Origin of the sequence: Micromonospora sp. WMMD737, assembly GCF_049179055.1 — a bacterium.
Taxonomy (GTDB): Bacteria; Actinomycetota; Actinomycetes; order Mycobacteriales; family Micromonosporaceae; genus Micromonospora; species Micromonospora reichwaldensis.
On record NZ_JBMHMH010000001.1, the window covers coordinates 6,564,113 to 6,579,798 of the forward strand.

General features: G+C 73.8%; 15 protein-coding genes and 1 pseudogene. 11 read left to right on the forward strand and 5 right to left on the reverse strand.

The window, feature by feature from the left end:
* Positions 1 to 134 precede the first annotated feature (134 nt).
* The 6 genes from ACN27A_RS29105 (at position 135) to mutM (ending at position 4,235) form a co-directional block, all read left to right on the forward strand.
* The gene (locus ACN27A_RS29105; protein ID WP_132232640.1) at positions 135 to 632 is read left to right on the forward strand and encodes a hypothetical protein; all 498 of its coding nucleotides are present in this window, start codon (positions 135 to 137) and stop codon (positions 630 to 632) included.
* Positions 633 to 741: 109 nt separating this feature from the next.
* Positions 742 to 1,305, forward strand: a complete 564-nt coding sequence (locus tag ACN27A_RS29110) for a DUF177 domain-containing protein (protein ID WP_132232642.1) — start codon at positions 742 to 744, stop codon at positions 1,303 to 1,305.
* A 5-nt stretch (positions 1,306 to 1,310) separates the two neighbouring features.
* A complete protein-coding gene (rpmF, locus tag ACN27A_RS29115; RefSeq protein WP_018786309.1) occupies positions 1,311 to 1,484 on the forward strand; it encodes a 50S ribosomal protein L32 in 174 nt (57 codons plus the stop codon).
* 114 nt (positions 1,485 to 1,598) lie between these two features.
* On the forward strand, positions 1,599 to 2,594 hold the full coding sequence (locus ACN27A_RS29120; protein WP_421457745.1) for a phosphate acyltransferase PlsX: 996 nt from the start codon (positions 1,599 to 1,601) through the stop codon (positions 2,592 to 2,594).
* The gene (gene rnc, locus ACN27A_RS29125) at positions 2,591 to 3,385 is read left to right on the forward strand and encodes a ribonuclease III (RefSeq protein ID WP_421457746.1); all 795 of its coding nucleotides are present in this window, start codon (positions 2,591 to 2,593) and stop codon (positions 3,383 to 3,385) included. The genes ACN27A_RS29120 and rnc overlap by 4 nt, the downstream gene beginning before the upstream one ends.
* Positions 3,378 to 4,235: a bifunctional DNA-formamidopyrimidine glycosylase/DNA-(apurinic or apyrimidinic site) lyase gene (gene mutM / locus ACN27A_RS29130; RefSeq protein ID WP_421457747.1), complete on the forward strand. Its 858-nt coding sequence runs from the start codon at positions 3,378 to 3,380 to the stop codon at positions 4,233 to 4,235. The genes rnc and mutM overlap by 8 nt, the downstream gene beginning before the upstream one ends.
* A gap of 66 nt (positions 4,236 to 4,301) precedes the next feature.
* Here the strand turns inward: mutM and ACN27A_RS29135 are convergent, their stop codons facing one another.
* Together ACN27A_RS29135 and ACN27A_RS29140 are read right to left on the reverse strand one after the other, a co-directional pair.
* Positions 4,302 to 5,132: an endo alpha-1,4 polygalactosaminidase gene (locus tag ACN27A_RS29135; RefSeq protein ID WP_421457748.1), complete on the reverse strand. Its 831-nt coding sequence runs from the start codon at positions 5,130 to 5,132 to the stop codon at positions 4,302 to 4,304.
* A gap of 105 nt (positions 5,133 to 5,237) precedes the next feature.
* Entirely contained in the window at positions 5,238 to 6,524 is a 1,287-nt protein-coding gene (locus ACN27A_RS29140) for a CAP domain-containing protein (protein WP_421457749.1), read from the reverse strand.
* Between the two features lie 374 nt (positions 6,525 to 6,898).
* On the opposite strand from ACN27A_RS29140, the gene ACN27A_RS29145 reads away from it, so the two are divergent.
* The 3 genes from ACN27A_RS29145 (at position 6,899) to ACN27A_RS29155 (ending at position 11,644) form a co-directional block, all read left to right on the forward strand.
* Complete coding sequence (locus ACN27A_RS29145; protein WP_091621030.1) at positions 6,899 to 7,093, forward strand: hypothetical protein; 195 nt, start codon at positions 6,899 to 6,901, stop codon at positions 7,091 to 7,093.
* 319 nt (positions 7,094 to 7,412) lie between these two features.
* Positions 7,413 to 11,024 (forward strand): chromosome segregation protein SMC, encoded by a 3,612-nt coding sequence (gene smc / locus ACN27A_RS29150; RefSeq protein WP_421457750.1) that lies wholly within the window; start codon positions 7,413 to 7,415, stop codon positions 11,022 to 11,024.
* Entirely contained in the window at positions 11,024 to 11,644 is a 621-nt protein-coding gene (locus ACN27A_RS29155) for an HAD-IA family hydrolase (protein WP_132232656.1), read from the forward strand. The genes smc and ACN27A_RS29155 overlap by 1 nt, the downstream gene beginning before the upstream one ends.
* Before the next feature lie 112 nt (positions 11,645 to 11,756).
* On the opposite strand, the gene ACN27A_RS29160 is transcribed toward ACN27A_RS29155, so the two are convergent.
* Positions 11,757 to 11,933: a hypothetical protein gene (locus ACN27A_RS29160; protein ID WP_421457751.1), complete on the reverse strand. Its 177-nt coding sequence runs from the start codon at positions 11,931 to 11,933 to the stop codon at positions 11,757 to 11,759.
* 7 nt (positions 11,934 to 11,940) lie between these two features.
* On the opposite strand from ACN27A_RS29160, the pseudogene ACN27A_RS29165 reads away from it, so the two are divergent.
* Both ACN27A_RS29165 and ACN27A_RS29170 read left to right on the forward strand, forming a co-directional pair.
* Positions 11,941 to 12,039, forward strand: a pseudogene (locus ACN27A_RS29165) (helix-turn-helix domain-containing protein); the annotation flags it as partial.
* Between the two features lie 529 nt (positions 12,040 to 12,568).
* Positions 12,569 to 13,231: an RNA-guided endonuclease InsQ/TnpB family protein gene (locus tag ACN27A_RS29170; protein WP_421457752.1), complete on the forward strand. Its 663-nt coding sequence runs from the start codon at positions 12,569 to 12,571 to the stop codon at positions 13,229 to 13,231.
* On the opposite strand, the gene ACN27A_RS29175 is transcribed toward ACN27A_RS29170, so the two are convergent.
* Together ACN27A_RS29175 and ACN27A_RS29180 are read right to left on the reverse strand one after the other, a co-directional pair.
* Positions 13,218 to 13,739, reverse strand: coding sequence for a DinB family protein (locus ACN27A_RS29175; protein ID WP_421457753.1), 522 nt, complete (start codon positions 13,737 to 13,739; stop codon positions 13,218 to 13,220). The genes ACN27A_RS29170 and ACN27A_RS29175 overlap by 14 nt on opposite strands.
* A 112-nt stretch (positions 13,740 to 13,851) precedes the next feature.
* The gene (locus tag ACN27A_RS29180; RefSeq protein WP_421457754.1) at positions 13,852 to 15,564 is read right to left on the reverse strand and encodes an alkaline phosphatase D family protein; all 1,713 of its coding nucleotides are present in this window, start codon (positions 15,562 to 15,564) and stop codon (positions 13,852 to 13,854) included.
* Between the last annotated feature and the right edge of the window lie 122 nt (positions 15,565 to 15,686).

Sequence of the window (15,686 nt, forward strand, 5' to 3'; positions counted from 1 at the left end):
TGGCGTACCGCGACGCGCCGGGCCGGGGTGAGCGGCGCCCTGTGGTCGGGGCGCGACATGATGTGTGCAGCGGGAAACCGGCCGTAGCCCGCATCATGTAGGTCGGCCCGACGAACGACAGGAGTGAGGTACCGGTGGACCCGCTCGATCGCATCGACGAACTGATCGCCATGGTGGAGCAGGCGCGCTCCGTCCCGATGTCGCGCAACAACTGCATGGTCGACCGGGGTGAGTTCATCGCGATCCTCGATGAGCTGCGCGCCGAACTCCCCGCCGACCTGCGTCGGGCCGCCGCGCTGCTGGACGAGCGGGACAAGATCATGGAGGCCGGCAAGCGCGAGGCCGACCGGATCATCAGCGAGGGTGAGGCGGAACACGCCCGGCTGGTCTCGGTGAACGAGATCACGGTCTCCGCCGAGCACGAGGGCGCGCGGATCATCGCGGAGGCCCGCGCGGAGGCGCAGCGCCTGCGCGAGGAGGTCGACGACTACGTCGATACCGCGCTGGCCAACTTCGAGCAGTTCCTCACCCGGGCGCTGGCCTCGATAGAGCGCGGGCGGGACAAGATGCACGCGCTGCGCGAGATCGGCACCTTCGGTGGGGAGGAGGCGGACCGCCCGCTACCCTTCTGAGCGGCACCTCACCAGCCGGCGGATGGGGCGGGCGCCGCCCCCGGTTCGACGGTCCGGCGGTCGCCCAGGTAACCTTTTTTGTCGGCCTCTCACCGGCCGGAGTCTGACTATGCCCAAACACACGCCTTCGACACTCAACCCCAGGTCGCCGCTGGTCCTCGACACGAGGGAGCTGCCGCGCCGGCCTGGTGCGTTGCGTACGGAAAAGCGGGTGGTGCCGGCACCGGCGGACCTCGGCGGCGAGATGATCGCCGTGCCGGAGGGCGCGGACCTCGACCTCGACCTGAGGTTGGAGTCGGTGTCCGAGGGCGTGCTCGTCTCCGGGACCGTCAGCGGTCGCGTCCGGGGCGAGTGCGGTCGCTGCCTTCGCGAGATCGACGACTCGCTGGCCGTGCGGATCCAGGAGCTGTACGCGTACGAGAACAGCACCACGGACACCACGACCGACGAGGACGAGGTGGGCCGGATGCAGGGCGATCTGATCGACCTGGAGCCGGCGCTGCGGGACGCGGTGGTGCTCACGCTGCCGACCAACCCGCTCTGCCGGGAGGACTGCCCAGGCCTGTGCCCCGAATGCGGGGTGCACTTGGACGATCTGCCGGCCGACCACAGTCACGAGCAGATCGACCCGCGTTGGGCGGGCCTGTCGCAACTGAACCGTAAAGAGGAGTAGGAACCGTGGCCGTCCCCAAGCGCAAGATGTCGCGCAGCAACACCCGCGCCCGCCGGGCGAACTGGAAGGCGACCGTGGTCGCGACCGTGGCCTGCCCCCAGTGCAAGTCGGCGAAGCTGCCCCACGCCGCCTGCTCCGTCTGCGGCACCTACAACGGCCGCCAGGTCCTCGAGGTCTGACCTGGACGCCGAGTGACGCCCCCGACCCTCGGTCGGGCGGCGCGCGCACCCTGGCAATCGCCCGGTGCCCCGGCTCCCTCCGACGCCGGCCGGCCTGTTCCGGCCGGCGTTCCGATGGAGCCGGGCACCGCGCGGATCGCCGTTGACCTCCTCGGCGGGGACGACGCTCCCGCCGTCGTGGTTGACGGCGCTCTGCGGGCCGTGCGTGCCGACCCGGACCTGCACCTGCTCCTCGTCGGCCCGGCCGAGGCCGCCGGCGAGGTGGTCCGCGCCCTCGACCCGGCACAGCGTGCCCGGGTCACCGTGCGGCCCGTCCGCGCCGTCGTCGGCATGGCCGACCATCCCGTGGCCGCCCGTGCCGACAGCACCGTCCGCGCGGCGGTGCACGCCGTCCGCGACGGCGTCGCCGACGCGCTCGTCTCCGCCGGATCCACCGGCGCCACCGTCACCGCCGTCGCGCTCGGCCTCGGCCGCTGGCCGGACGTGCGCCGTCCGGCGCTGATCGCCACCCTGCCGGCCGTCGCCGGCCCCGTGGTCCTGCTGGACGTCGGCGGCTCGCTGGAGCCGCGCCCGGCCACCCTGGCCCGCCACGCCGTGCTCGGCGCCGCCTACGCGGCGGTGGCACACGCCGTCGTCGCGCCCCGGGTGGGGCTGCTGTCGGTGGGCACCGAGGCGGGCAAGGGCGACCGCGCCCGCCGGCTCGCCGACCCCGTCCTCGCCGCCGCGTCGCTGCCCTGCGACGGCCGCTACGTCGGCCTGGTCGAGGGGTACGACGTCTCCCTCGGCACGCGCGCCGATGTGGTGGTCACCGACGGGTTCACCGGTAACGTGCTGCTCAAGGCGATCGAGGGCGCGTACGCGATGGCCGGTGGGCCCCCGTCCGGCGGCGGCGCCCCGCGCGCGGCGGCCCTGCTCGGGGTCGCCGGGACGGTCGTCGTCTGCCATGGCGCCGCCCGCGCCGAGGACGTCGCCGCGGGCATCGCGCTGGCCGCCCATCTCTGGCGACGACGCGCCACCGACCACGTCCGCGCGCTGCTCGACGGCGCCGAGGCGGGCGACCGCGAGGAACGCACAGACCGCTCCACCGACACCGAGGTACCCACATCATGAGCAACGACAAGCGGCGGCGGGCGTCCGTCGGTCACCTGGAAGCCGCGTTCGGCGTCAGCCTGGATCCGGAGCTGCTCCAGCGCGCGCTGACCCACCGCTCGTACGCGTACGAGAACGGCGGCCTGCCCACCAACGAGCGGTTGGAGTTCCTGGGCGACTCGGTGCTCGGCGTGGTGATCACCACCGCGCTCTTCCACAACCACCCCGACCTGCCCGAGGGACAGCTGGCCAAGCTTCGGGCCAGCGTGGTCAACATGCGGGCCCTCGCCGACGTGGCCCGGGGCCTCGGCCCGGACGGGCTCGGCGCCTACCTGCTGCTCGGCAAGGGGGAGGAGACCACCGGCGGCCGGGACAAGGCGAGCATCCTCGCCGACACCCTGGAGGCGCTGCTCGGCGCGATCTACCTCCAGTACGGGCTGGACACCGCCGCCATCGTCATCCACCGGCTCTTCGACCCGCTGATGGCCGAGTCGGCCGGCCGGGGCGCGGCCCTGGACTGGAAGACCAGCCTCCAGGAGCTGACGGCGGCGCTCGGGCTCGGCGTCCCCGAGTACCGCATCGAGGGCACCGGCCCGGACCACCTCAAGACGTTCACCGCCTGGGTGGTCGTCGCCGGCAACCGCTACGGCGGGGCCGACGGGCGCAGCAAGAAGGAGGCCGAGCAGCGGGCCGCGGAGGCGGCCTGGCGGACGCTCACGGAGCAGGCGGAGCGGGAGCCGGTCGGGCCGGAGGACCCGGCGCCCGGGGACGGGACGGCGCAGACCGCCGAGGCGGGGCTGGGCCGTGCCTGAGCTGCCGGAGGTCGAGACTGTCCGGCAAGGGCTGGCCCGGTGGGTCACCGGCCGGCGGATCTCCTCCGTCGAGGTGCGCCACCCCCGCGCGGTACGCCGGCACACCCCCGGCGGCGGGCACTTCGCCGACGTGCTGGCCGACCGGACGGTGCTGGACGTGCGCCGGCGCGGCAAGTACCTGTGGCTGCCGCTGGACAGCGGCGACGCCGTGATCGGGCACCTGGGCATGTCGGGTCAGCTGCTGGTGCAGCCGGCCGACGCCCCCGACGAGACGCACCTGCGGGTCCGCTTCCGGTTCTCCGACGACGGTCCCGAGCTGCGCTTCGTCGACCAGCGCACGTTCGGCGGCCTGTCGGTCTCGGCCGGGGGCGCGGAGCTGCCGGCGGAGATCGCGCACATCGCGCGGGACCCGATGGACCCGCAGTTCTCCGACGCGGCGTTCGCCGCCGCGCTGCGCCGGCGGCGTACGGAGGTCAAGCGGGCGCTGCTGGACCAGACGCTGATCTCCGGCGTGGGCAACATCTACGCCGACGAGGCGCTGTGGCGGGCGAGGCTGCACGGCGCCCGCCCCACCGACGCGCTGACCGGCCCGGCCGCGCTGCGGCTGCTGGGCCACGTCCGGGACGTCCTCGGCGAGGCGATCAAGTCCGGCGGCACCAGCTTCGACGCCCTCTACGTCAACGTGAACGGGGAGAGCGGCTACTTCGACCGGGCGCTGAACGTCTACGGCCGGGAGGGCCTGCCGTGCCACCGGTGCGGCGCACCGGTGCGCCGCGAGGCGTTCATGAACCGTTCGTCGTACAGCTGCCCGCGCTGCCAGCCCCGCCCCCGGGCGGCCCTGCGGGGCTGACCCCGCGCGGTGTGCGGGGCACGGGCGGCGCATTCCCCGGCCCGGCCCGCGAGCGGGTGCCGGTGGTCAGGGCACCGCGCAGGGGAGCAGCCACGCGTCGAGCCGGCGTTCCTTGCGGATCGAGGAGAGGCCGTAGCCCAGCGTGGTGACGCAGAAGTCCGTCGTCGAGCCGGCGTACTCCACGTGGAACACCGGCTTGCCGGCCTCGACGAACGGCAGCAGCCGGGCGCACTGGTCCAGCCGCACGCACTCCTCGTTGACGGCGAAGTCGAAGTCCGGGGCCAGGGCGGCCACCTGCCCCAGGTCGTTGATCAGGCCGGGGGAGAGGCTCAGCGAGCGGGCCAGCTCGGCCAGCCGGCGGTTGAACCGCAGTTGGTCGTCGAAGTCGAGCGGGAAGCCGGACCGGTGCGCGTACCCGTCGGCGTCGGCCAGTGCGACCGCCCCGAAGCCCTTGCCCCGGCAGAGCCGGAACCGGTCGGCCAGCACCGGCCGCAACGCGTCCCACTGCCGTACGTCGAGCCAGCGGCCCTGCGGCCGGCGGGACGCGGCACCCCGTACGGCGGCCGGGAGGCGGTCCGCGTCCGGGTCGGTCGGCAGGACGGAACCGACGTGCACCTGGCAGACCAGCCGGCGGTCCCGGGAACGCAGCTCGGCGGTCTGCGCGGCGGTGGTGGCGACCGGGTCGAGCAGGAAGACGTCGGCGTCGACGGTGAGGTCCAGCACGCCGCTGAGCTGCCACTGCCACTGCCACCGGCCCGCCGACGCCGCCGGCCAGGCGGTCGGGGCACCGGGCGCGGCCAGGTCCGGCCGGCAGGCGGCGAGCACGCTCAGCAGGGCGAGTGCGACGCAGGCCCGCAGGCCCCGCCCGACGGCGCGCGTACGCGGCCGGATCCGCATCGGCAGCTCCCGGGTCGCGGGCGGCGGCACACCGCCCGGAGCGGGTACGCCGTGTCGGCGTACCTCACCCGGTCAAACGAGTACGGCCCCGGCCACGACTCGCGTTCAGCGCGGCGCGGCGAAGACCTGCGTCCAGTACGGCCCGTTGCTGTTGGCGACGCCGACGCCGATCTCGGTGAAGGCGCAGTTCAGGATGTTGGCCCGGTGTCCGGAGCTGTTCATCCAGGCGTCCATGACGGCGGCCGGCGTCTTCTGGTTCCAGGCGACGTTCTCGCCGTAGGTGCGCCAGGAGTAGCCGACCCGGTCCAGCCGGGTCCCGACGTTGCTGCCGTCGCTGCCCGTGTGCGACATGTTGCGGTGGTCGGCCTGGTCCTGGCTGTGCCGCTGGGCGGCGGTCGTCAGCTTGTCGTCGATGCTCACCGCGCCGCAGCCGGCCTTGGCGCGCTCGGCGTTGACCAGGGCGACCACCTGGCTGGCCTGGCTGCCCGCCCCGCTGCTGACCGGGGCCTTCGTGCCGCCGCCGGCCGGCGCCGTGCTCCGTTCGGCGCTGCGCCGCGAGGGCGCGGTCGTACGCGACGGCGCTGGCGTCGGCCTGGCGCTCTTCGTGGCCGACGGGGTGGGCCTGGCGGTGGTCGGCGCGGTGCTCGGGGTGGCGCTCGGGGTGGGCGGGGCCAGCGCGTCGCCGGGTGCCGACCCGCCGCCCGGCAGCACCGGGGCGGCGGCGATCGTGTCGTCGACGGCGGTGGGGTCGGTCGCCGGGCCGTCGCCGGTCAGCGCGACCGCGCCGACGCCGAGGCTCACCACCAGCGTGGCGGCCGCGGCGGCACCGCCGATCACCAGCGGGCGGGGGAACCGGCGGCGCGGGCGGTGCCGGCCGTCGGCCACGGGCGGCACGGCTGCGGCCGGGGCGGCCCGGAGCGCGGTGAGGTCGACGGGAGCGGTCGGGGCGTCCATCGGCTCGGCCTGCCAGCGCGCGGCGTGGCCGGTCGGCTCGGGCTGCCAGCGCGTGGCCGGAGCGTCGTCGCGCTCGGCCTGCCAACGCGCTGCCGGGGCGTCGATGGGGGCACCCTGCCAGTGCGCGGTCCGGGCGTCGTCGCGCTCGTGCTGCCAATGCGCGGTCCGGGCATCGGTGGGCTCGTGCTGCCAGTGCGCGGTCGCATCGGAGGTCTGCGGCTGCCAGGTCCCGGCCGGCGCGGCGGGCTCGGGCTGCCAGCGGGCGGTCGGCTGGTCGCGGTGCCACTCGTCGGCGGGCTGCTCCGGGTCGTCCCCGAAGAGGTAGGCGGACCTCGGCTCCGGACGGTCGGTGAGCCAGCTGGGCGGCTCCTCGCCCAGCGGCTGCTCGCGGCGCCGGTCGGCGCCGTCCGGGTGGTTCGGGTCGGTCCAGCCGTACACGCCTCTGCCTCCAAGGGGTCGCTTGCGGGCCGGGGTGACGCTACGTGGCGGGCGTGAACAGCGGCAACGTGGCTAAGGAAGAGTTAAGGGGAAGCCGGCCGGCAGGGTGGGGACTTCCCGGGATCCGAGGCGTAGAGTCAAGGTGTCCGGACAGAGTGTGTCCGCGCCTTGTGGCAGCCCCCCGGCAAGTGGACAGGTCGACGTGGAAATGATCTACGGCCTGCGAGAACTTGACGAAAGAGGGGGTGTCGGCTCAATATGTAGGTGTCGCCAGTCGCGCCCGGTCATGCCCAGAATCGTCTGGGGTGACAGCCGCGTACACATGTGGGCGCGCGTTGGCCGGCCCTTCCGGCAGCGCATATCAAGGAGTCAACATGGCTAAGGCCCTGTACGGCCACGTAGGTGCGGCGCCCGATCGGCGTCTGCTCGACGAGGTCACCCGACTGCGTACCACGGTTCGGGCTCTGGAGTTCGAGATCACGCGGCTGCGTGCCGAGAACGATCGGCTCGCGGCGGCTGCGGCGGAGGCGGACGATCTGCTCCGTCTGGCCGAGCCCGCGCTGACCTGATCTTCAGATCGCAAAACTGAATCGCATCACGCAAAAAGAGCGCGCCGACACTTCTGTGCCGGCGCGCAGCTCTGTCCGCACCCCTTTTCGCCGCGCCAATTCGTGATCTTGTGCGGCCCGCCGCGACGATTCCCGTACGACTCCGGCCGACGGACGGGCCGCACCCGGGCGGGCCGGCCAGCGCCGCCCGGGACGGGCGCCCGGCGGTCGCCAGGCGGGTCGCGTGCCCGGCGGCTCCCGGTCCCGGGTTAGTCTGCGGGTTCACCCAGGTCCGCGCAGCCGGCGACGGTACGGCGGCCACCGGACGAGGATCGAGAAGGTGCATCTCAAGAGCCTGACGGTGAAGGGCTTCAAGTCCTTCGCCTCCGCGACGACGCTCAAGCTGGAGCCGGGGATCACCTGCGTGGTCGGCCCCAACGGCTCCGGCAAGTCCAACGTCGTCGACGCCATCGCCTGGGTGCTCGGCGAGCAGGGCGCCAAGGCGCTGCGCGGCGGCAAGATGGAGGACGTCATCTTCGCCGGCACCGCCGGCCGGGCCCCGCTGGGCCGGGCCGAGGTGACCCTCACGATCGACAACACCGACGGCGCGCTGCCGATCGAGTACACCGAGGTGTCGATCACCCGCCGGATGTTCCGCTCCGGCGAGAGCGAGTACGAGATCAACGGCGACACCTGCCGGCTGCTCGACATCCAGGAGCTGCTGTCGGACTCCGGCATCGGCCGGGAGATGCACATCATCGTCGGCCAGGGTCGACTCGACGGGATGCTGCACGCCAAGCCGGAGGACCGGCGGTCGTTCGTCGAGGAGGCGGCCGGCGTCCTCAAGCACCGCAAGCGCAAGGAGAAGGCGCTGCGGAAGCTCGACGCGATGCAGACGAACCTCAACCGGCTCACCGACCTCACCGCCGAGCTGCGCCGCCAGCTCAAGCCGCTGGGCCGGCAGGCGGAGGTGGCCCGCCGCGCCGCCGCCATCCAGGCCAACCTGCGCGACGCCCGGCTACGGCTGCTCGCCGACGACCTGGCCACCCTGCGCGCCACCCTGGACCGGGAGATCGCCGACGAGACCGCGGTGCGCGAGCGGCGCGAGCAGGTCGAGGCCGAACACAGCGAGGTGCAGGCGCGGCTGGCCGAGCTGGAGGCGGCCCTCGCCGAGGACGCGCCGCTGCTGGCCGCCGCCCAGGACACCTGGTACAAGCTCTCCGCCCTCTCCGAGCGGTTCCGCTCCATCGAGCAGCTCGCCCGGGAGCGGCTGCGGCACCTCAGCGCCACCCCCGACGACGAGCGCCCCGGTCGCGACCCCGAGCAACTGGAGGCCGAGGCCGAGCGGATCCGCGAGCAGGAGGAGGAGCTGCGCGGCGCGCTGACCGACGACCAGATCCGGCTGGCCGAGGCCGTCGAGCACCGCCAGGAGCTGGAGCGGCAGCTCGCCGCCGCCGAACGCGAGCTGGTCGCCGCCGCCAAGGCGATCGCCGACCGGCGGGAGGGCCTGGCCCGGCTGACCGGTCAGGTCAACTCCGCCCGCGCCCGGACCACCAGCGCCGGCGAGGAGATCGAGCGGCTCGCCACCGCGCACGCCGACGCGCTCGCGCGGGCCGACCAGGCCCAGGCCGAACTCGACGCGGTCGCCGAGCAGTCCACCGAGGCCGACCGGGACAACGCCGACCTCGACGCCCGGCACGCCGAGGCGGTCGCCGCCCAGGAGCGGGCGCAGGCCACCGTGCGGTCGCTGACCGACGCGGAGCGGGCGGCCGAGAAGGACGCCGCCACCTGGAAGGCCCGGGAGGAGGCGCTCGCCCTCGGCCTGCGCCGCAAGGACGGCGCGGGCGCGCTGCTGGCCCGCGCCGACGAGGTCCCGGGCCTGCTGGGCAGCCTGGCCGGGCTGCTCACGGTCGCGCCGGGGCAGGAGGCCGCGCTCGCCGCCGCGCTCGGCGGGCTCGCCGACGCGGTCGCGGTCAGTGGCGTCGACGAGGCGGTCGAGGCCATGCGGCTGCTGAAGATCTCCGACGCCGGTCGCGCCGGCCTGCTGGTCGGCAGCCCCGCCGGGCCGGGCATGGACGGGGCCGCCGACGCGCTGCGGCCGAAGCTGCCCGACGGCGCCCGCTGGGCGCCCGACCTGGTGGAGTGCTCCCCGCAGCTCCGCCCGGCGGTGCACCGGGCGCTGCGCGACGTGGTGCTGGTCGACGATCTCGCCGCCGCGGCCGAGGTGGTCGCCGGCAACCCGGAGCTGCGCGCGGTCACCCCCGACGGCGACGTGGTCGGGGCGTACGCGGCGGCTGGCGGGTCCGCCAAGGCGCCCAGCTTCATCGAGGTGCAGGCCGCCGTCGAGGAGGCCCGGTCGAACCGGCTCGCCGCCGAGCAGACCGGCGCGGAGCTGCGCGAACAGCTCGTCGACGCCCGCGCCGAGGTGGCCGCCGCCAAGGAGACGGTGCAGCACGCCGCCGCTGCCAAGCGGGAGGCGGAGAGCCACCGCAACGCCGCCGCCCGCCGGCTGGCCGAGCTGGGCGCGGCGGCCCGCTCGGCGAAGGCGGAGACCGACCGGCTCGGCGAGTCCCGGGCCCGCGCCGAGGCCGCCCGGGAGCGGGACCTGCTCACCCTCGCCGAGCTGGAGGAGCGGCTGCGGCTGGCCGAGGAGACCCCCGTCGACGCGGAACCCTCCACGGAGGACCGCGACCAGCTCGCCACGATGGTGCCGCAGGCGCGGCAGAACGAGATGGAGGTCCGGCTCGCGGTGCGTACCGCCGAGGAACGGGTCTCCTCGATCGCCGGCCGCGCGGACTCCCTGCGCCGGCAGGCCACCGCCGAGCGGGCCGCGCGGGAACGCGCGGCGGCGCGGCGGGCGGCGCGCACCCGGGGCGCGGGGATCGCCCGGGCCGTCGCGGGCGGGGCCCGGGAGGCCCTCACCCGGCTGGCCACCTCGATCGCCGCGGCCGAGGAGCACCGCGACGCCGTGGCGCGCGAGCGCGCCGCCCGCGAGGCCGAGCTCCAGGAGGTACGCGGCGCGGCCAAGCGGCTCGGCGCGGAGCTGGAGCGGCTGACCAGCCAGGTGCACCGCGACGAGGTGGCCCGCGCCGAGCAGCGGCTGCGTATCGAGCAGCTGGAGGCGAAGGCCGCCGAGGACTTCGGCCTGGACGTGGAGACCCTCGTCGCCGAGTACGGCCCGGCCCAGCCCGTCCCGCCCACCCAGGCCGACGTGGCGGCGGCCGAACGCGACGGCCTGCCGGTGCCCGAGCCGGTTCGCTACGAGCGGCCCGTGCAGGAGAAGCGGGCCGCCAAGGCGGAACGGGAACTGGCCCTGCTCGGCAAGGTGAACCCGCTGGCCCTGGAGGAGTTCGCCGCGCTGGAGGAGCGCTACAAGTTTCTCTCGGAGCAGCTGGAGGACCTCAAGGCCACCCGCCGCGACCTGCTCACCGTGGTCAAGGACGTCGACGACCGGATCCTGGAGGTCTTCGCCAGCGCGTTCGCCGACACCGCGCGGGAGTTCCAGCAGGTCTTCACCGTGCTCTTCCCCGGTGGCGAGGGGCGGCTCGTGCTGACCGACCCCGACGACCTGCTCACCACCGGCATCGAGGTCGAGGCCCGCCCGCCGGGCAAGAAGATCAAGCGGCTGTCGCTGCTCTCGGGCGGCGAGCGTTCGCTGACGGCGGTGGCGATGCTGGTGGCCATCTTCCGCGCCCGGCCCAGCCCGTTCTACATCATGGACGAGGTCGAGGCGGCGCTCGACGACGTCAACCTGGGGCGGCTGATCACGCTGCTGGCCCAGTTGCGGGAGAAGAGCCAGCTCATCGTCATCACGCACCAGAAGCGGACGATGGAGGTCGCCGACGCCCTGTACGGCGTGACCATGCGCAACGGGGTGACCCAGGTGATCAGCCAACGGCTCAACCGGGCCGACGGGGACGAGCGGCGTGGCCGCGGCGAGGAGAACGAGTAGTGGGTCGGGAACGGGCGACGGCGCTCCTGGTGGACTTCGACGGCGTCCTGCGCCGGTGGGACCCGGCGGTGGCCGCCGGGGTGGAGCGGGAGTACGGCCTGTCCGACGGCGTACTCACCGAGATCGCCATGCAGTGGGGGCGGCTCCAGCCGGTGCTGACCGGCCGGGTCAGCCACGCCGACTGGATGGCCAGCGTGGCCGACGCGCTTGCCGACTCCGTGGGCGGCCCCGAGCGGGCCCGGGCCGCCGTGGAGCAGTGGCAGCGCTACCGGGGCGAGGTGGACCCCGAGGTGCTCGCCTTCGTCCGCGAGGCGCGGGCCGGCGGCATCCGCGTCGGGCTCGGCACGAACGCCACGGACCTGCTCGACGCCGACCTCGCCGCGCTCGACCTGACGGACGAGTTCGACGTGGTGGTCAACTCGTCCAGGGTCGGGGTGAACAAGCCGGCGAAGGAGTACTTCCAGGCGGCCTGCGCGGCCCTGGAGACCCCGGCGGCCCGCGTGCTCTTCCTCGACGACGAGGACTGGGCGATCCGGGGCGCCCGCGTCGCCGGCCTGTCGGCGCTGCGCTGGAGCGGCCCGGCCGACCTGCGGTACGCGCGGGCCGCCCTGGCGTACTGACCGGTCGCCGGCCCGCCCCGGCGGGGGCTACCGGAATACGGGCCAGTGCTCCGGTCTTCAGGCCGGGGGTGAAGACCCGCGCTGGGAGGGCCGCCAAGGCCCGAGTAGTGCCCTAGCCTCGCGCCCGTTCGCTCTGCTCGGCCACCGGCACCGGCACGATGGCGGCGATCCGGCGACCATGGTTGGTCACGTAGAGGGTCTTGCCGTACACGGCAACGTCGTTGAGCGCCCCGGCGAGCGCTTTGCGCAGCTCGCGGACGCTGATCTCGTTCTCTCTCGGGTCACTCATGGACCCCATGGTAGTCTTGTGTACACTTGTGAGCGTGCGGCTTCGTTACAACTTCCGCGTCTACCCGACGCCGGGCGAGCAGGAAACGTTGGCTCGGGCGTTCGGATGCGCGCGGGTGGTGTTCAACGACGGGCTGCGCTTGCGGCAGGAAGCCCGCGAGCAGGGCTTGCCGTACGTCTCGGACGCCGAACTGTCCAAGCGGATCATCACCCAAGCGAAGGCGACCCCCGAGCGGGCGTGGCTGGGCGAGGTGTCCGCCGTGGTGTTGCAGCAGGCCCTCGCGGACCTGAACACCGCCTACCGCAACTTCTTCAACTCAATCTCGGGCGAGCGCAAGGGCCGCACGGTCGCCCCGCCCCGGTTCCGGTCACGCAAGGACAACCGGCAAGCCATCCGGTTCACCATGAACTCCCGGTTCAAGGTGCTGGACAACGGCCGGCTGAGGTTGCCGAAGATCGGCGACCTCGCGGTCCGCTGGTCCCGGTCGCTTCCCTCGGACCCGTCGTCCGTGGCGATCATCAAGGACGCGGCGGGACGGTACTTCGCCTCGTTCGTGGTGACCACGGGGCAGGACGAGGCGTTGCCGCCGATCGCGTCCGAGGTGGGGTATCGACCTGGGGCTAACCCATTTCGCGGTGCTGTCGGACGGCACGAAGGTTGCCGCACCGAAGTTCCTGCGCCGTGCGGCCCGCAGGCTCAAGCGGTTGCAGCAGGCCCTCTCCCGCAAGCAGAAGGGCTCGGCCAACCGGAAGAAGGCCGTCGTCAAGGTCGCTCGCGCTCATGCGCGGGTGGCCGATACCCGGCGGGACTGGCAGCACAAACTGTCTACGACGATCATCCGCGAAAACCAAGCGGTGTATGTCGAGGACTTGTGCGTGGTCGGTCTCTGCCGGACCCGGCTCGCCAAGAGCGTGCACGACGCCGGGTGGGCACAGTTCACCGGCATGCTGGAGTACAAGGCCGCGAGGTACGGGCGCACATTCGGCCGGGTGGACCGGTTCTTCCCGTCTACCCGCATGTGCTCACAGTGCGGCCGGGTCAACGAGAAGATGGCGCTCAATGTTCGGATGTGGGACTGCCCCTGCGGGGCAGCCCACGATCGGGACGTCAACGCCGCCATCAACGTGCTCGCCGCCGGACAGGCGGAGAGTCGAAACGACCGTGGAGCGCGGGTAAGACCGGGACTCGTCCCGGCACCGCGCGGCGAAGCGGTAACCCACCCGGACGCCGCGTGTTCCACGCGCAGCGTGGAGGGAATCTCCGTCCTTCAGGGCGGAGAGGATGTCAATCGCCCGTGACGCCGTCGATGCGTTCGCGGATCAGGTCGGCGTGACCGTTGTGCCGGGCGTACTCCTCGATCATGTGCACGTAGATCCAGCGCAGGTTGAACGTCCGGCGCTTCGGGCCGACCTCGGTGAAGGTCTCGTCGAGCGACCGGCCGGCGGCGGCGGCGCGGGCCAGCGCGACCTCCCGGTGGAAGGTGGCGAAGTCGGCCTCGGCGTCGGCGGCGCTGACGTCGTGGTCGGCGTCCGGGTTGTCGGGCGTGAAGTAGGGATAGTCGACCTGCTGCCCGGCGAGGTTCTCCCGGAACCACCAGGCCTCCACCTCGGTCAGGTGCCGGACCAGGCCGAGCAGGGTGAGCCCGGAGGGCTCGACGCTGGGCGTCTTCAGTTGTTCGGCGGTCAGCCCGGCGCACTTGAGCAGCAGGGTCTGCCGGTGGTAGTCCAGCCAGCCCTCCAGCATGGTGCGCTCGTCGCCGACATAGGGCTCAGGGGTCCGGTTGATCTCCGGTGCTCGCCAGGTCATGCCGGTCATCCTGGCCGGCACCTCCGACAACCGGCGAGCGGTTTACCGGGACGCCGCGCGTGGGTGGTGGCCCGCCCGTCGCGGGCGGGCGGGCCGGGGCCCGGCGGGAGGCTCACCCGCCGGGGGTCAGCCGCTGGCGCATGACCTCGCGCAGGTGGCCGTCGCTGGTGGTGCCCTCGATGGTCACCTCTGCCGTCCGGCCAGCGTGCACCAGCGTGGCGACCGCGTTGCCGAAGTACGGCCCGGCCAGCCGCTTCCAGCGGAACGGCGGGCGGCGTACGCCGGCGGTGCGGGCCAGCGCCCGGGTGGCCCCGGACGGCCCGGACGACCAGCCGAGCTTCATCAGCGGGCGCATCCCGGCCGGGACCTGGTTGTGGATGGGTGAGCAGGTGAGCTGGTGCACCGGGGTGACCACGCTCCGGTCGTCGAACCGGGCCCGCGCCACGTACGAGTGGTGCACGTCGCCGGAGAGCACGCTGATCGACGCCGGTGGCGCGTACGCCGGGCCGGCCCCGACGCGCTCGCCGGGCTCGCCGGGGGTGCCGCTGCCGAGGCGGGCGAAGAGCGCGCCGAGCGCGTCGAACGAGCGGCGGAACGCGGCCCAGTGCTCCAGGTCCAGCCCCCGGCGCAGCTTCTCGGCCAGCCGGGCGACCCAGGGCCGCCGCGAGTCGGCCAACTTCTCGTTCCACGCCTCCACGTGGTGGATGCCGGGCGGCAGCAGCCACGGCAGGGACGCGCCGACCACGAGGTGGTCGTAGACGCCGTGGGCACGGTCGAGGAACCACGACCACTCGCCCGGGGGCAGCATCGCCCGCTGGCCCGGCTCCAGCACCCGGCTGCACCGGTTGTCGAGCATGACCAGCCGGGTCCGGCCCAGGTCCAGCGCGTAGCTCCACTGGTACTGCACGGCGCGCCACCGCTCGGTGTCGTGGGCGAGGTCGGCCTCGGTGTCGACCCGCTGCCCGAACTCGCGCAGCACGCCCGTGGCGTCCTCCGCCGCGACGACCTTGGCGTAGACCGGGTCGGCGGCGATCTCGTCGGGGGAGAGGTTGCCCAGGTGCTGGTAGACCCAGTACGAGGCGAGGCCGCTGGTGATCCGCTCCGCCCACCACGGCTGCTCGCGCATGTCGGAGCGCCAGGAGGCCGAGGTGTTCCAGTCGTCGATGACCTCGTGGTCGTCGAAGATCATCACGCTCGGCACGGTGGAGAAGAGCCAGCGGATCTCCGGGTCCCGCCAGGACTCCAGGTAGAGCTTCGTGTACTCGTCGAAGCTGACCACCTGGTCGCCCGGCGCGCCCTTCGGCCGGCGGCGGCGCCGCTTCAACAGCCGCCGGACCGTGGGCGACGTCACGTCCGCGTAGACCTGGTCGCCGAGGAGCACCAGCAGGTCGGGCACCCCGGCCGGGTCCGGGTCGGCCATGAGCCGCCGGGCGTACGCGTCGAGGGCGTCCGGGGGCAGCCGCCGGGTGGTGGCGTGCTGGGTGGTCTCCCGGCAGGAGCCGAAGACCAACCGGACCGGCTGGTCGAGGTCGTCGGCTGCCCGGGTGCGGATCACGCTGGGCGGGAAGTTGCTCTTCGGCACCGGCCAGGCGACCTCGTCGTCGATCAGCACCTCGTAGGTGGTGGCGCTGTCGGGGGTGAGCCCCTCCACGACGACGAGGGCGTAGTGGTGGTCGTACGCGGAGAAGGTGGGCGCGGTGCCGCCCGCGCCGTCGGCGGTACGGACGGTGACCACCGCGGGCGCGCTGGTCTCCACCCAGACGGTGGCCGACGTGCCGACCACCCTGCGGAGCAACGGGCCGATGAGCAGGTGTGCCGCGGGCATGGTCGACCTCCAGATGAGCAGACTTCATCTTTACTACCCGGCCGGCGGTCGCACCACTGCTGGCTGTGACCGAGCCTACCGCCGGCCTCCGTGGACGCGGTCGGGAGCGGTGGCTGGGACAG

Coding starts and splice junctions, on each gene's coding strand:
- ACN27A_RS29135 (WP_421457748.1), bottom strand. CDS start 5,132: ATGCGGATCCGGCCGCGTACGCGCGCCGTCGGGCGGGGCCTGCGGGCC.
- ACN27A_RS29160 (WP_421457751.1), bottom strand. CDS start 11,933: ATGAGTGACCCGAGAGAGAACGAGATCAGCGTCCGCGAGCTGCGCAAA.
- ACN27A_RS29110 (WP_132232642.1), top strand. CDS start 742: ATGCCCAAACACACGCCTTCGACACTCAACCCCAGGTCGCCGCTGGTC.
- ACN27A_RS29145 (WP_091621030.1), top strand. CDS start 6,899: ATGGCTAAGGCCCTGTACGGCCACGTAGGTGCGGCGCCCGATCGGCGT.
- ACN27A_RS29180 (WP_421457754.1), bottom strand. CDS start 15,564: ATGCCCGCGGCACACCTGCTCATCGGCCCGTTGCTCCGCAGGGTGGTC.
- rnc (WP_421457746.1), top strand. CDS start 2,591: ATGAGCAACGACAAGCGGCGGCGGGCGTCCGTCGGTCACCTGGAAGCC.
- ACN27A_RS29120 (WP_421457745.1), top strand. CDS start 1,599: ATGGAGCCGGGCACCGCGCGGATCGCCGTTGACCTCCTCGGCGGGGAC.
- ACN27A_RS29175 (WP_421457753.1), bottom strand. CDS start 13,739: ATGACCTGGCGAGCACCGGAGATCAACCGGACCCCTGAGCCCTATGTC.